This is a genomic window from Lysobacter sp. M2-1 (assembly GCF_022662495.1).
In the GTDB taxonomy this organism is placed as follows: domain Bacteria; phylum Pseudomonadota; class Gammaproteobacteria; order Xanthomonadales; family Xanthomonadaceae; genus JAKPBU01.
Genome location: NZ_JAKPBU010000001.1, coordinates 1,034,449 through 1,048,456 on the forward strand (window position 1 = coordinate 1,034,449; position 14,008 = coordinate 1,048,456).

The following is a 14,008-nucleotide window of genomic DNA, read 5'->3' on the forward strand; positions in this document are numbered from 1 at the left end:
ACGAAGGCAATCGCGGCTAAAGCCGCTCCCACAGCAGGATGCGGGGATGGGATGGTCACTGCGGCAGCGGCATGCCGCCGAAGGCCTTGACCGTGCGCAGCACGAAGCTGGAATTGACGTCGGCCACGCCCGACTGGCCCAGCAGGCGGTCGAGCAGGAAGCGCGAAAAATGGTCCAGATCGCGCACGACGACCTGCAGCAGGTAGTCCATGTCGCCGGTCAGCGCATGGCAGGCGACCACCTCGTCCCATTCGTTGACGAAGCGCGCGAACGCGGCCACCGCCTCGGCGTCGTGCCGGCTGAGCTGCACGCGGACGAAGGCCTGTAGCCCCAGGCCCAGACGCTCGGCGTCGACCTCGGCGCGGTAGCCGGCAATGATCCCGTCGCGCTCCATCCGCTGGACCCGGCGCAGGCAGGCCGAAGGCGACAGGTGCACGCGCTCGGCCAGCTCCGCATTGGTCAGGCGGCCATTGCGCTGCAGCTGCGCCAGCAGCAACAAGTCGGTGCGATCCAGCGTCGATTCGGCCATGTCGGGCGGGTTTCCATGGTTACGCGCAAGAATGTTGCGCCACAAGCGGCATAAAGCGCAATCTTGCAACCATGTTGTGCCGGCGGCGCGCTAGATTGCAGTTATCTCCGGGAGCACGTCCATGAACCAGCCGCGCCGCGTCGAGAACCTGCAGACCGACAAGGGCAAGGTGCCGGTGTACGCCACCGGCGTCATCGAACAACCGTGGGGCGACTACAGCGCCACCGATCACGATGTCTGGCGCCGGCTCTACCAGCGTCAGCGCGAGGTCCTGGTCGGCCGCGCCTGCGATGAGTTCCTGCAGGCGCAGGACACGATGGGCATGACCCCCGACCGGATCCCGAAATTCTCCGACATGAACCGGGTGCTTGGCGACGCGACCGGATGGCGGCTGATCGGGGTGGAAGGCCTGCTGCCGGAACTGGATTTCTTCGACCATCTGGCCAATCGGCGCTTCCCGGTGACCTGGTGGATCCGCCGCCCCGACCAGATCGACTACATCGAGGAACCGGATCTGTTCCACGATCTGTTCGGTCACGTGCCGCTGCTGATGAACCCGCTGTTCGCCGATTACATGGCGGCCTACGGGCGCGGCGGGGTGAAGGCGCACGGGATCGGCGCCGATGCGCTGCAAGCCCTGACCCGGCTGTACTGGTACACGGTCGAGTTCGGGCTGATCCGCCAAGCCGACGGGCTGCGCATCTATGGCAGCGGCATCGTCTCCTCCAAGAGCGAATCGATCCACGCGCTGGAAAGCGATGCGCCCAACCGGATCGGTTTCGACCTGGAACGGATCATGCGCACGCGCTACCGCATCGACACGTTCCAGAAGACCTATTTCGTCATCGACAGCTTCCAGCAGCTGATGGAAGCCACCGCGCCGGACTTCACCCCGATCTACGCGCGGCTGGCCGAGCAGGGGTCCGTGCCCGCGGGCGAGGTGCTCGCGAGCGACACCGTGCTTCATCGCGGCAGTGGCGAAGGCTGGGCGACGGACGGGGACGTCTAGCGGATTTCCCGCCGCGTCCTCGCCCCAGCGACAGCTGAACGGCGGTCGCGGCCGGTCACCGGGCAGTCACGCCGGGCTTCCGAACATGCCCTTCCCGCCTTCTGCGAGCGCCGCCATGTTTCCCGACGCCACTCCGGTTCCCCATGCGGACGAGCTGCTGCATGCGCTGGCGCTGCTGGACGAGACCCTGTCGCAGGTCCGCCGCGCGGCCGGCGGGGGCAGTTCACCGGAATTCGACAAGCTGCTGCTCGGGCACCTGCGCAGCCTGCGCGCGCTGCTGGGCGGCGAGTCGGTGACCTTGGTGGAAGACGTGGTGGAGGCGGCGCAACGCGTGCTCGACGCCGCCGAGCCGTCCGCGCCGCTGATGATGCTCGACATGAGCCAACGCACCCTCACCGCCACGTTGCAACGTATGGCGACCACGCAGCTGCAATCGAGCGCGGCCTGAGGCCGCCGGCACCGGGAACCGCGCGCCTAGCGTTCGTCCGGCTCCGCGCCGACCGATCTCAGATACGCCTCCAGCCCCCGCGTCCTGTCGTCCTCGAAGCTCTGCCCGGTCTCGGCCAGGGTCGCGATGCGGTCGGGCCGAAAACTGCGGAAGTCCGCGCGCAGGCGGCACCAGCCGCCCAGGGTCCAGCTGCCGCCCCAGAACGCGAGGCATAGCGGCTCGACCTCGCGGCGCGTGACCGCCTCGTGCTGGTCGCGATAGTCGAGCAGCAGCACTGTGCGCGCCTGGATCGCGCCATGCAGCCGGTCGATCAGGCCGGTCGCTTCGATGCGATTGGGCAGTTCCGGCGCGAAGATCCGCGTGCGCCGGCCGCGCTCGCGCAGGTCCGGCGGTAGCACCGCATTGATCTTCAGCAGGGCCGCGCGGGCCCCCCTGCCCAATCGCTCGCCGCCGAACGCGCGCACGAAGCGCGTGCCCACGACCAGCGCTTCGAGTTCATCGGCGTTGAACATCAGCGGCGGGATGTCCGCGCCCTTGCGCAACACGTAGCCCACGCCGGCCTCGCCCTCGATCGGCACGCCCGACAGCTGCAGGTCGGCGATGTCGCGGTACACCGTTCGCAGCGACACGCCCAACGTCTCGGCGATCCGGCGCGCGGGCTGTGCGGACCGGCGTCCACGCAGTGCGTGGATGATCAGGAATAGGCGGTCGGCTCGGCGCATGCGGCATGATCGGATGGCTCCGCTGCAGGTTCAATCGACTTTCGCATTGCCGCCAGCCGGTCATGCCTGCTCCAATCATGCCTGTTCCGATCATGCCGGCTCAACGCGGTTCCGAGCGCGCGGTCGGCACCAGCCGCAACATCTGTGGTGGCGCGGTCAGGCCATCGCCCAGCGCCTGGGCCCAGGCCGGGCTCGCACGCAGCGCCTGCAGATGCGTATCCATCTGCGCCACGTCGTCGAAGCGTGCGATCCAGACGAACACGCGCACGTCTTCGCGCACCGGCAGGCGGGGGAACGTATTGGCGCTTGCGTCGGTGACGTAGCGGGCGATGAGGTTGGCGCCATGCTGCTGCAGCAGCGGTGCGAGCTGGCGATCGAACCGCAGGGCGAAGCCCAGTTCCGCCGACGCGTCCAGCGAGCATATCCCCAGGCACAGCGCGCCGGCCGACGCGGCAGCACCGATGGCAGGGCGAGGCGCCGCCGTCGGCATCAGGCCCGCGTCGGCAGCGGCCGCGCGCAACAGCAGCACATTGTCGCTGTCGATCATCGTGGCATTGGCCTGCTCGCGATGGCGTTGCCACACCGGGCCGAAGTAGAACGCCTGCAGCGCTTCGCGCCGCGCGTCCATCGATGCAAAGCCGCGCAGCCAGACAAACCGGTCCGGATCGTCCAGGTCACGGAACTGGCCGATGACGTGCATTCCGACCGCTTCCTGGGTCTCGACGAATTCGCGCTCGAACAGCTCGATCAACACCTCGCGCTGGCCCGGCTGGAGCGCGTACTGGCGCAGCTCGATCACGTTGTCCTCGTGCACCAGGCGCCCGTCGTCGCCCAGGAGCCGGAACCACATATGCCAGTTGGTTTCCCAGGTGGCGCCGTCATCCACCGAGAACGCCTGTTGCCAGTGCGCACCGTGGGTGCTCGCGTGGCTCCACTCGAAGCGCACGCGCACCGGCTGTCCCTGGTGCACATCGTTTCCATAAAACGTGCCCACGCCGTTCTCGAAGCGTCCGGCGACCGGTGGATCGAGCCTGCCGCTGCGGTTGCTGGCCCAGTGGATGCGCCATTCGGACGCGGCGGGGTCGTACAGCCGCAGGGCCAATCCTTCGTAGCCGCCGTCCCAGTCCGTGTGGAACTCCTCCAGGTTGCCGACCCCGCCCAGCAGCGGGCGGCATTCGTCCTGCGCCTCGAACAGCTCCCAGTCGCTGCTGCCGGCCAACCGTTGCCGCAGGCGCTGGTTGTGGACCTGCCAGCGGCCATGGATGAAATCGAAGTCGTGGCGTCCGTCGCGTGCGGGCATGGATCGGTTCCGGAATTGATTGGGGACGGGGCCGGCCAGGGCCGGGATCGCAGCGTGCGCCCGGGCTGCTGCCAACCTGCTGTCAGCAGCCGGCTGGCTTCGGCGAGAATGTCCGCTTTCCCGCACAGGAGTGCCGATGCCCACGCCGGCGCCGAGTTCCCCGAGCCGCGATCCCAGCCCGAGCCTGGCGGACTTCATCGAGGTCTATCCGCGTGCGCTGGATGCGCAGACCTGCGCGGCGATCGTGGCGCGCATGCGCCAACGCAGTGACGCCCTGCAGCCGGGGCGCGTCGGAGGCGGCGTGTTTCCGGAACTCAAGCACAGCCGCGACGTGCAGATCACCGGCAATGCGGACTGGCGCGACGTGGACCAGTCGCTCAACGTGGCGGTGTATGCCGGCCTGCTGGCCTATCTGCGCAAGTATCCGCAGGCGCTGATCGCGCCGCTGATGCTGCAGAAGCCGGGCGTGGACGGCGCGCCCCGACGCCTGTCGGCCGAAGACGTGTCCGCGATGGACGACGCCGGCCTGGGCGAACTGGTGCGCACATGCCTGCGCCCGGGCGCGATCAATCTGCAGTGGTACCAGGCCGACGAAGGCGGCTATCCCTACTGGCACTGCGAGCTGTATCCCCGCGATGCCAGCGGCGAAACCCTGCATCGGCACCTGCTATGGACGATCTACCTCAACGACGCGTTCGACGCGGGCGAAACCGAATTCCTGTTCCAGCAGCGCAGGATCAAGCCGGCGGTGGGCGACCTGCTGATCGCGCCGACCGCCTTCACCCATACCCATCGCGGCAACCGTCCCGGCGGCGGAGACAAGTTCATCGCCACCAGCTGGATCCTGTTCCAGCGCGCCGAGCAGCTGTTCGCGCCGCCGCGCTGACCTCAGGCGGGGCGGGCTCGGCTTTTCGCCAGTGGCTACTCGGGCGGATGGTTCAGCACCAGCCAATACAGCCCCACCTGCTTGACCGCCCATACGAACTGTTCGAAATCGACCGGTTTGCGGATGTAGCTGTTGGCGCCGAGCGCGTAGCTGGCATCCACGTCGAAGGGTTCGGTGCTGGTGGTGAGCACCACCACCGGCAGGCTGCGCGTGGCTTCGTTGGCCCGGATCGCCTGCAGCACCTCGCGACCGTCGACCTTGGGCAGGTTGAGGTCGAGCAGCACGATCGAGGGCAGCTTGGCCGGATCCCGGCCGGCATGCGCACCGCGCGCGAACAGGTAGTCCAGTGCCTCGACGCCGTCGCGTACCACCTCCAGGCGCGAGTCCAGCTTGGCTTCGGAGAAAGCGATCCGGGTCAGTTCGACATCGTCCGGATTGTCTTCCACCAACAGAATGTCCTTATCCACCGCTGGGCGCTCCTTCCTGCATGACCGGCAGTTCGACATGGAACACGCTGCCCGCGTCAACCGCCGACTCGGCGCGGATGCGTCCGCCGTGCCGCTGCGCGATGCACTGGGCGATCACGAGACCGAGGCCCGCGCCGGACCCTTCATCGACCCCGTGCAGCCGCTGAAAGGGCTCGAACAGCTTGCCGGCGTACTGCATGTCGAAGCCGACGCCGCGGTCGCGCACCCGCAGCTGCACGATCTCGCCGATCCGTTCGCCCTCGACGTCGATCTCCACCCGCTCGCGTGGCGCAGAGAACTTCCATGCGTTATCCATCAGCTGGGCCAGCATGCGCTTGAGGTAGTGCTCGTCGCCCTGCACGGACAGGCCAGGGCGCACCTGGATCTGCGCGGCGCGTCCTGGGTGGGCGTCCTGCAGCTCGGCGCCGACCCAGTCGGCGAGCATGCTCAGGTCCACCTGCTCGAACCGGAGCGGTGCGCGACCGGCCGAGGAAAGTTCCTGCAGCGAGTCCAGCATCGCGCCCATGCGCGCGGCCGAATCGCGGATGCGCTTCAGGTAATCGCGCCCGGCATCGTCGATGCCGCTGGCGTGCTGCCCGGCCAGGACCGCGAAGCTGTCGATCGCGCGCAGCGGGGCGCGCAGATCGTGCGCCAGACCCTGCGAAAGCGCGTGCTGCTGATGGAGCTGCGCTTCGAGAGCGGCTTCGGCCGCGCTCGCACGCGCTTCGGCGTCCGGCAGCGTGCCGGCGGCGGCCTGGTTGTGGGTGGGGTTGCGCATGACTCGAGGGTCCGGGGTTACCCCGCGTGCCGGCCAGTGTCCAAAGCCATGTGTGTAGGTCAGGTGGACGCAGGGTCAAGCGCCTGCCCCCCTGTTCACGCACAATGCGGCGATGGACTGGCAGCAGCTCGCATTCTTGTTGATCCTCGCCGGCGGACTGTACCTGTTCGTCAGCGAGCGGCTGCGGGTGGACGTGACCGCGATGCTGATCCTGCTGGCGCTGGTGCTGACCCGGGTGCTGGACGCGAAACAGGCGCTGTCGGGCTTCGCCAGCGAGCCTGCGATCATCGTCGCGGCGGTGTTCGTGATCTCGGGGGCACTGGCCGCCACCGGTATCACCGAGCGGCTGGGCCTGTGGATCGGACGCGCGGCCGGGGCCAGCGAGGCGCGCGGGGTGGCGGTGGTGATGCCAGCGGTGGCGGCGCTGTCGGCCTTCACCCACCACGTGATGGTCACCGCGATGATGCTGCCGATCGTGCTGCGCCACGCGCGCGAGGCCGGCCTGCCGGCTTCGCGCCTGCTCATGCCGATGTCGCTCGCGGCCTCGCTCGGCACCACGCTGACCCTGGTGAGCGCGCCGGCGTTCCTGCTGGCCGACAATCTGATCGAGCGCACCGGGGCCGAGGGCCTGGGCATCTTTTCGATCACGCCCATCGGCATCGCCCTGGTGCTGGTCGGTATCGCCTACATGCTGCTGGCCAAGTGGGTCCTGCCCAAGCACAGCGGCGAGCACGACGACGGCGGCTACCTGCGCCTGGACCGCTACCGCACCGAGCTGCTGGTGGTGAGGGAATCGCGCTGGAACACGCGCACGCTGGGCGAGCTGCAGAAGGCGTTCGGCGATACCTTCCGCCTGATCGGCTGGGTACGCGAAGGCGAACTGCGCAAGGACCTGGGCGCGACCAGCCCGCTGCTGGCGGGCGACATCCTGCTGGTGGAAGCCGCCGCAGACGATCTGATGACCCTGCACAAGGATCCGGGCCTGGACCTCAATGCGGTCGCGCGCTTCGGCGATACCGTCACCGGCGAGGGCGAAGCCCAGCTGGTGCAGGCGGTGGTGGCGCCAGGTTCGGAATTCATCGGCCGCAGCGTACGTGAGCTGGACTTCTCGCGACGCTTCCACGCGGTGATCGCCGGCCTGTGGCGGCGCGACGGCTCGATGGGCCTGCGCCTGTCGGATGCGCGCCTGCGCGAAGGCGACCTGCTGGTGCTCTGGGGCAAGACCGCGCGCTTCGCCGAACTCGCCGCGCACCATGGGTTCCTGATGCTGGTGCCGTTTGCCGGCGAGGTGCAGCGGCGGGTGCGCGCACCGCTGGCGCTGGTGATCCTGGGCGCAACGATCCTGGCCGCGGCCACCGAATGGCTGTCGCCTCCGCTGGCCTTCCTGCTGGGCGCGGTGGCGATGGTGGCCACGCGCTGTCTCGACATCGAGCAGGCGTATCGCGGAATCGATGTGCGCATTTTCGTGATGATCGCCGGCGTGATTCCGCTCGGCATCGCGATGGAGCAGACCGGCACCGCCGACCTGCTCGCGAGCGGGCTGCTGCAGGTCGTGGCGGGCTGGAGCCCGCTGGCGGTGTTGCTGGTGATGTTCAGCGTGGCCGCGCTGCTGACCCAGGTGATGTCGGATGCCGCCACCACGGTGCTGCTGGGGCCGATCGCGATCTCGCTGGCGCAGTCGCTGGGCCTGCCGCCCACGCCATTCGTGGTGTGCACGGCGCTGGGCGCGGTCGCGTCCTTCCTGACCCCGATCGGCCATCACGGCAACCTGCTCATCCTCGGGCCGGGGCAGTACCGCTTCGGCGATTTCCTGCGCATCGGCCTGCCGCTGACGGTCCTGATCGGCCTGGTCAGCGCCTGGATGGCGCGCTGGCTGTGGCTGGGCGAGTCGTTGCTGCCGACGCTGTGGGGTGGCGTCTAGCCGTTCGCGCGCAGCCGTCAGCTGCGCCCGACCTCGTAGAACGCCCGGTGACGCAGCAGCGCGCGCAGGGCCAGACCCGCGACCACGGTGCCGACCGGGAAGAGCAGCAGCATCGGCACGCTCGACACGATCGCGAGCTGCTGCGCCCAGGGGCGGCGCACGAATGCGTGCAGCGCGACGAACACCACCGCTGCAGCGGTGGCGTAGTAGCCGAGCGCGATCCGCGTTACGGCGCCCTGATCGAACCCGCGCTGCAACTCGCCGATCGCCAGCAACAGCAGCGCGAACAGCAGCCACAGCCCCGCCGTGGCCGCAACCCAGCCCCAGCCGGGATACGCGCGGCCGGGCACGATCCAGATCTGCCTGCGTGGCGCCGGTTGGCCGGACATGCCGCGCGTCAGCGGCCGGTCTGTGCCGCGTCCAATCGCCGCGGCACATCCGATGCAGGCAAGCCCAGCTGCAGGGCCAGGTTTACCCATCCGTCCCCGCTGGCGACATACAGATAGGCGAGGTCGACGGGCGCGTCGTTGAGATAGACCTGCCAATAGGTCTTGCCATCCGACGCCTGGTAAGGCTCGGCACTCTGGCCTTCCCAGATCCGCCCGATCTCCACCCGTTCAACGCGCGAGGGTTGCGAAGCCTGGTCTCCGCACGGCGCACAGAACCCATGCACGACCTGGTTGCGCGCCAGCACCTGCATGGCCTGCGCCGCCTGCTGCACCGTGACGTACGAGTACTGATCTGCCCGTGCCGGCAGCGCGAGACATGCCGTGGCGAACACCATCGTCGGCAGGGCCTTGCGCATGGCGCCGCTCCACGTGAAGTCGGCGGCCATCATGCCAAGCGCGTGTCGCCGGAGCCACCGCTTTCGGCCACCGCGCCGCGCGGGTGCGGTCAGGGTTGTGGGCGCTTGCGGTAGACCACGATGATCACTAGATCCTCCTCGCCTCGCTGGAACAGCGCGTGCGTGCTGCCATCACGGGTCAGCACAGCGTCGCCCACCGCGACTTCGCGGCGCTGGCCATCGAGCAGCAGCTCGCCGCGTCCGGACAGGACGTAGTAGATCTCGTCCTTGTCGTTGCGGTGCTCGCCGATGCTGGCCCCGGGATGCAGCGCGCGCTGGCGGAAGACGATGTCGAAGCCGCTGGCGTTCTCGAAGAACGGATACGCGGTGGTGGTGCCACTGCCTTCGTGCGGGCCAGGTTGTTCGATGGCGATGTCGCGCGCCTGCTGCACGTACGAATCGCTGCGCTCGCCGCTTGGCGGAACAGCGGGCGCCTGCGCCGCCGATGCGGCCGAGCCTACGGAAAACGCCGCGATCGCGAGGATCGTGGCTGCGAGAAACGGCCGACTCCGGGAAGGGTTCATCGTCCACATCTCTGCGATCTGCCGGCAGGTCAGCGCGCGAGCCAGCCGCCGTCGACCGGGATGATCGCGCCGTTGACGTAGTCCGACGCGGGCGAGGCCAGAAACACCGCTGCGCCGCCGAGGTCGCGTGGCTCACCCCAGCGTCCGGCGGGGATGCGGTCGAGGATGGCCTGGTTGCGCGCCTCGTCGGCGCGCAGCTGCGCGGTGTTGTCGGTGCTCATATAGCCCGGCGCAATGGCGTTGACATTGACGCCCTTCGATGCCCATTCGTTGGCCAGCAGGCGGGTGATGCCGGCGAGCCCGCTCTTGCTGGCCGTATACGACGGCACGCGGATGCCGCCCTGGAACGAGAGCATCGAGGCGATGTTGATGATCTTGCCGCGACCGGCCGCGATCATCTTCCGGCCTGCCGCCTGGGCCAGGAAAAACGCGCTCTTGAGGTTGACGTCGATGACCTCGTCCCAGTCCTGCTCGGTGAAGTCCACCGCATCTGCGCGCCGGATCAGACCGGCGTTGTTGACCAGGATGTCGATCGCGCCGAGTTCGGCGACGGCATCCTCGACGATGCGCGCGATCGGCTCGAGGGTCGACAGATCGGCCCGCAGTGCGAGGAAACGACGGCCCAGCGCCCGCACCTGTTCGGCGGTGGCGGCGGACTCGCCGGTGCTGACCGCGGCAATGTCGGCGCCCGCTTCGGCCAGCGCGAGCGCGATCGCCTGGCCGAGGCCGCGGCTGGCGCCGGTGACGAGGGCGACCGTGCCGTCGAGATTGAACGGATTGTCGGTCATGGCGTCACTTCAGCTGGCAGATGTCGAGCACGTGCATGTCGGTGTAATCGAGGTTCTCGCCGCCCATCGCCCAGATGAAGCAGTAGTTGCGCGTCCCCGAGCCCATGTGGATCGACCATGGCGGCGACACCACCGCCTCGCCGTCGGCGACGACGATATGGCGCTGCGCATCGGGCTGGCCCATGAAGTGGTAGACGCGGTCGTTTTCGCCCAGGTCGAAGTAGAAATAAACCTCGGAGCGGCGGTCGTGCAGGTGCGGCGGCATCGTGTTCCAGACGCTGCCCGGCTTGAGGATGGTCAGCCCGAGCAGCAGCTGCGAGGACTGGCAGGTCGCGGGCACGATGTACTGGTAGATCGTGCGCTCGTTGCTGGTTTCCAGCGCGCCGCGTTCCAGCGGCACGGCGCTGTCGATCGAGATGTGCTTGACCTCGAAGCGCGCGTGCGCGGGCGTCGACGCGAGGTAGAACTTCGCGGGAGTGCCGGCATCGTCGGAAGCGAAGCTCACTTCCTCGCTGCCCATCGGCACGTACAGGCCGTCCTTCGGTGCCAGCGCGTGCGCGGTGCCGTCGACGGTCACGGTGCCGCGGCCGGCGCCGACGTTGACGATGCCCAGTTCGCGACGCTCCAGGAACGGACGGCCCTTGGCCGATTCCGGCTCGCTCTGGCGCGGCAACGCCACCGCCTTGGTCACCGGCGCGACCCCGCCGATCACGAACCGCTCGTAATGGGTATAGCTGAGGCGGATGGCGTCTTCGGCGAACAGCCCGTCGAGCAGGTACAGGTCGCGCAACTCGTCGTTGCTGACGTCCTGCATCACACCGGGATGGGTGGCGTGGTAGGTCTTCTGGTACACGCAGGGGTCTCCCGGTCGCTGCCGCACCGACGCGTCGTCGGGCCGCTTTTCGTTGTCAATGCCGGCCATTCTACGCGCGCTGGTAACCGGTGTCATTTCGCACTGCGCAATACCCGCGGCACCCCGCTCCTGATCGCATTTCAAGGCCGTCCCAGCCGTCCGGCTCAGCTGGCCGGCGGCTGGCACGAGTCGCGGATGACCAGATGCGGACGCACGCTCGCCGCCGGGCGCGAAGCGGCGCCCTCGGCCGACTGGATCAGCATCGCGGCCGCGATCCGGCCGGTATCGCGGGTGTCGCGGCGCACCGAGGTCAGCGGCGGCCACAGCCGGGACGCCAGCGGACTGTCGTCGTAGCCGATTACCGACAGCTCGCGCGGGATGCTGATGCCGTCGCGCAGCGCGACCCGGTACACCCCGGCGGCCATTTCGTCGTTGCCGCAGAAAATCGCACTGGGACGGCGTTTGCCGCCGAGCAGCTTTTCCGCGGCGGCAACGCCGGACTCGAAGGTGTAGCCGGCCTCGACGATGCGCGCCTTCGGCAGTTCGATGCCGCGCCTGGACAGGGCGTCGATGAAACCGCCGGTGCGCTCGATCGCGGAGCGGTAGCTGGCCGGCCCGGTGATCAGGGCGATGTCGCGGTGGCCGAGCGTCTGCAGGTAGTCGGCGGCTTCGGCCGCGCCGTCGCGGTCGTGGGTGATGACCATGCGCGAAGGCTCGTCCAGCGCCACCGCGGCGATCCGCGTGTAGCGGCAGCCGATCTCCTGCAACATGTCCGCCAGCGCCTGGTCCTCGGACACGCGCGGCACCAGCATCACCCCGTGCAGCTTCTGCTGCTGGACGAAGCGGCGCACACCGTCGATATAGCCGGGGCTACGGCTGTCGCAGGGATGCACCACCAGTTCGAAGCCGGAATCGCGCAGCGCATCGAGCGCGCCGTATTGCATGTTGACGATGAACTGCGCGGTCGGGTTGTCGTAGACCATGCCGATCAGGAACGAGCGCCGGAACGCCAGCCCGCGCGCCATCGGATCGGGCACGTAGCCGAGCTCGCGCATCAGCAGCTCGACCTTGTCGCGCGTATCCGGCCGCACCAGCGGCGAATGGTTGATGATCCGCGAAACGGTCTTCTTCGACACGCCGGCGAGCCGGGCGATGTCGTTGATGGTGGCGACCTTGCCATCGGGCATGCGGCCCGACGCGACGCGGGCGCGGGGGCTGGAAGAAACAGGCTTCTTGCGTGCGGCCATGGCGATCGTGGCGACCGGTGTCAGGCGCCGATTCTACCGGTCCGGCGGCGGGAAACCGGCATCGAAGCGCGTGCGCACTCGAAGCGCGCAGGCCACGTCAGTCCAGCGCCCGGTAGCGGAAGTCCAGGAAGCGCACCCGGCCCCGGCCGCTGGCGTACAGGCCAGGGCGCAGCGACAGGAACTTGCCGGCGACGTTGTGGTGGTAGCCGGAGACTTCCATCTGCACGCCGTACTTTTCCCAGTGGCGCCCATCGCGGCTGTGATGGAGGGTGACGATGTGGCGATCGTTGCGCAGCCGCAGCCACAGTTTGCCGCCCTTGCCCGGCGCCAGTCCTTCCGCCGGACGCTCCTCGCCGTAGCGGTGCATCACAAACGCCTCGCCGTTGGATCCCAGGCCGGCATAGAGGCGGTCGCTGTAGAACAGCACCAGGCCGCCGATGGCACCTGCGCCGATCTCCATTTCGACCTCGACCTCATAGGCGCGGTCGCCGGGGATCAGCGTCAGCGGCGAACTGTCGCGCGGCGCGCTGCCCTTGCCCTGCAGCACCAGCGCCTCGCCATCCAGCGTGGCCCTCTGCATTTCCCCGGGTGCCGGATCGAAAAACGCCCATTGCGCGCCCAGCTGGCGGCCGTCGAAGCGGTCGGACAAGGCCATGCCATGCGCGCCTGTCGCCTCGCCCGCCGGCTTGCGCAGAGGCCGGCTCAGGTCGCCGCCCTTGGCCGCGAACCAGCCGTCGTCGGTCCATTCCACGGGATCCAGCAGCGCCTGTCGGCCCAGGGTCCAGAAATTCTTCTCGTAGCCGTGATACATCACCCACCATTGGCCGGCCACGTCCTCGACCAGGGTGGCATGGCCACGCGACCACCAGTGCTCGTCGGCCGAGCGGGTGCGCACCACGGGATTGTTGGGTGCGTTCTGCCAAGGCCCGTGGATCGAGCGCGAGCGCGCCACGATCACCATGTGTCCGGTCGGGGGACCGGCGGTGCCGCCGACCGCGGTGATCATGTAGTACCAGTCGCCGCGGCGGGTGATCTTGGGCCCTTCCTGCGAATAGCTCTCGACCACCCAGTCCTCGGGATAGCGCCAGCCGTCGTAGGCATGCTTCACCGCGCCGATCGTGCGCAGGCCGTCGTCGCTGAGCTGTACGTAGTCGCCATCGGACAGGAACAGGTAGCGCTTGCCGTCCTCGCCGACCGCATGCCCGGGGTCGATGTGATCGGGCAGCTTCAGATCGACCGGCTCGCTCCACGGCCCGCGGATGTCGTCGGCCCAGACCACGTAATTGCTGCGGCCGGCATCGGTCCGCCCGGGAAAGTAGATGTAGTAGCGGCCGCCGTGGTGGACCAGATCCGGCGCCCAGATCGAACCGACGCTGGTGGTTATGGCATGGCCGATCGGCTGCCAGTTGACCAGGTCGCGCGAGTGCCACAGCGGCAGCCCGGGATAGGCATCGAACGACGACAGCGTGAGGTAGTAGTCCTCGCCCACGCGCAGCACCGATGGGTCGGGGTGGTCGCCGGCCAGGATCGGATTGAGGAAGCTGCCATCGCCCAGGTCGGCCTGGCGCTGGCCTTCGATGCCGCGCGCCCAGCCGCCCGCATCGCGCGGCGGCGCGGCGCTGGCGGTGAGCATCGACCCGAGCAGCCAAATCCCGATCGCGGGAAGCAATCCTTGCAATGCTCTTGTTTGCA

Annotated in this window: 16 protein-coding genes; 4 read left to right on the top strand and 12 right to left on the bottom strand. The window is 68.6% G+C overall.

Annotated elements, in window-relative coordinates:
• Positions 1-55 precede the first annotated feature (55 nt).
• The gene (locus MC375_RS04510) at positions 56-529 is read right to left on the bottom strand and encodes an Lrp/AsnC family transcriptional regulator (RefSeq protein WP_242102111.1); all 474 of its coding nucleotides are present in this window, start codon (positions 527-529) and stop codon (positions 56-58) included.
• Between the two features lie 121 nt (positions 530-650).
• On the opposite strand from MC375_RS04510, the gene phhA reads away from it, so the two are divergent.
• Together phhA and MC375_RS04520 are read left to right on the top strand one after the other, a co-directional pair.
• The gene (phhA, locus tag MC375_RS04515; RefSeq protein WP_242102112.1) at positions 651-1,538 is read left to right on the top strand and encodes a phenylalanine 4-monooxygenase; all 888 of its coding nucleotides are present in this window, start codon (positions 651-653) and stop codon (positions 1,536-1,538) included.
• A gap of 115 nt (positions 1,539-1,653) precedes the next feature.
• Positions 1,654-1,986 carry a hypothetical protein gene (locus tag MC375_RS04520; RefSeq protein WP_242102113.1) on the top strand — a complete coding sequence of 111 codons (333 nt, stop codon included), beginning with the start codon at positions 1,654-1,656 and terminating at the stop codon, positions 1,984-1,986.
• Positions 1,987-2,012: 26 nt separating this feature from the next.
• On the opposite strand, the gene MC375_RS04525 is transcribed toward MC375_RS04520, so the two are convergent.
• Both MC375_RS04525 and MC375_RS04530 read right to left on the bottom strand, forming a co-directional pair.
• On the bottom strand, positions 2,013-2,708 hold the full coding sequence (locus MC375_RS04525; RefSeq protein ID WP_242102114.1) for a YafY family protein: 696 nt from the start codon (positions 2,706-2,708) through the stop codon (positions 2,013-2,015).
• Positions 2,709-2,808: 100 nt separating this feature from the next.
• Complete coding sequence (locus tag MC375_RS04530) at positions 2,809-4,008, bottom strand: NIPSNAP family protein (RefSeq protein WP_242102115.1); 1,200 nt, start codon at positions 4,006-4,008, stop codon at positions 2,809-2,811.
• A 136-nt stretch (positions 4,009-4,144) separates the two neighbouring features.
• Here MC375_RS04530 and MC375_RS04535 point away from each other — a divergent pair, with 136 nt between their 5' ends.
• On the top strand, positions 4,145-4,894 hold the full coding sequence (locus MC375_RS04535) for a 2OG-Fe(II) oxygenase (RefSeq protein WP_242102116.1): 750 nt from the start codon (positions 4,145-4,147) through the stop codon (positions 4,892-4,894).
• 35 nt (positions 4,895-4,929) lie between these two features.
• Here the strand turns inward: MC375_RS04535 and MC375_RS04540 are convergent, their stop codons facing one another.
• Positions 4,930-5,361 (bottom strand): response regulator, encoded by a 432-nt coding sequence (locus MC375_RS04540; RefSeq protein WP_242102117.1) that lies wholly within the window; start codon positions 5,359-5,361, stop codon positions 4,930-4,932.
• Positions 5,354-6,139: an ATP-binding protein gene (locus MC375_RS04545; RefSeq protein ID WP_242102118.1), complete on the bottom strand. Its 786-nt coding sequence runs from the start codon at positions 6,137-6,139 to the stop codon at positions 5,354-5,356. The genes MC375_RS04540 and MC375_RS04545 overlap by 8 nt, the downstream gene beginning before the upstream one ends.
• Positions 6,140-6,251: 112 nt before the next feature.
• Between MC375_RS04545 and MC375_RS04550 the strand changes: the two genes are divergently transcribed.
• On the top strand, positions 6,252-8,060 hold the full coding sequence (locus MC375_RS04550; RefSeq protein ID WP_242102119.1) for an SLC13 family permease: 1,809 nt from the start codon (positions 6,252-6,254) through the stop codon (positions 8,058-8,060).
• A 17-nt stretch (positions 8,061-8,077) separates the two neighbouring features.
• Here MC375_RS04550 and MC375_RS04555 read toward each other — a convergent pair whose 3' ends face one another.
• From MC375_RS04555 to MC375_RS04585, 7 genes are all read right to left on the bottom strand, one after another.
• Entirely contained in the window at positions 8,078-8,449 is a 372-nt protein-coding gene (locus MC375_RS04555; protein WP_242102120.1) for a hypothetical protein, read from the bottom strand.
• Positions 8,450-8,457: 8 nt separating this feature from the next.
• Positions 8,458-8,865 carry a hypothetical protein gene (locus MC375_RS04560; protein ID WP_242102121.1) on the bottom strand — a complete coding sequence of 136 codons (408 nt, stop codon included), beginning with the start codon at positions 8,863-8,865 and terminating at the stop codon, positions 8,458-8,460.
• Positions 8,866-8,954: 89 nt separating this feature from the next.
• Positions 8,955-9,428, bottom strand: coding sequence for a cupin domain-containing protein (locus MC375_RS04565; RefSeq protein WP_343223558.1), 474 nt, complete (start codon positions 9,426-9,428; stop codon positions 8,955-8,957).
• Positions 9,429-9,457: 29 nt separating this feature from the next.
• Entirely contained in the window at positions 9,458-10,216 is a 759-nt protein-coding gene (gene kduD / locus MC375_RS04570) for a 2-dehydro-3-deoxy-D-gluconate 5-dehydrogenase KduD (RefSeq protein ID WP_242102122.1), read from the bottom strand.
• Between the two features lie 4 nt (positions 10,217-10,220).
• On the bottom strand, positions 10,221-11,069 hold the full coding sequence (gene kduI / locus MC375_RS04575) for a 5-dehydro-4-deoxy-D-glucuronate isomerase (protein WP_345779267.1): 849 nt from the start codon (positions 11,067-11,069) through the stop codon (positions 10,221-10,223).
• A 164-nt stretch (positions 11,070-11,233) separates the two neighbouring features.
• Positions 11,234-12,256: a LacI family DNA-binding transcriptional regulator gene (locus MC375_RS04580; protein ID WP_242102947.1), complete on the bottom strand. Its 1,023-nt coding sequence runs from the start codon at positions 12,254-12,256 to the stop codon at positions 11,234-11,236.
• Between the two features lie 157 nt (positions 12,257-12,413).
• Entirely contained in the window at positions 12,414-13,949 is a 1,536-nt protein-coding gene (locus MC375_RS04585; protein WP_242102123.1) for a family 43 glycosylhydrolase, read from the bottom strand.
• Positions 13,950-14,008 lie beyond the last annotated feature (59 nt).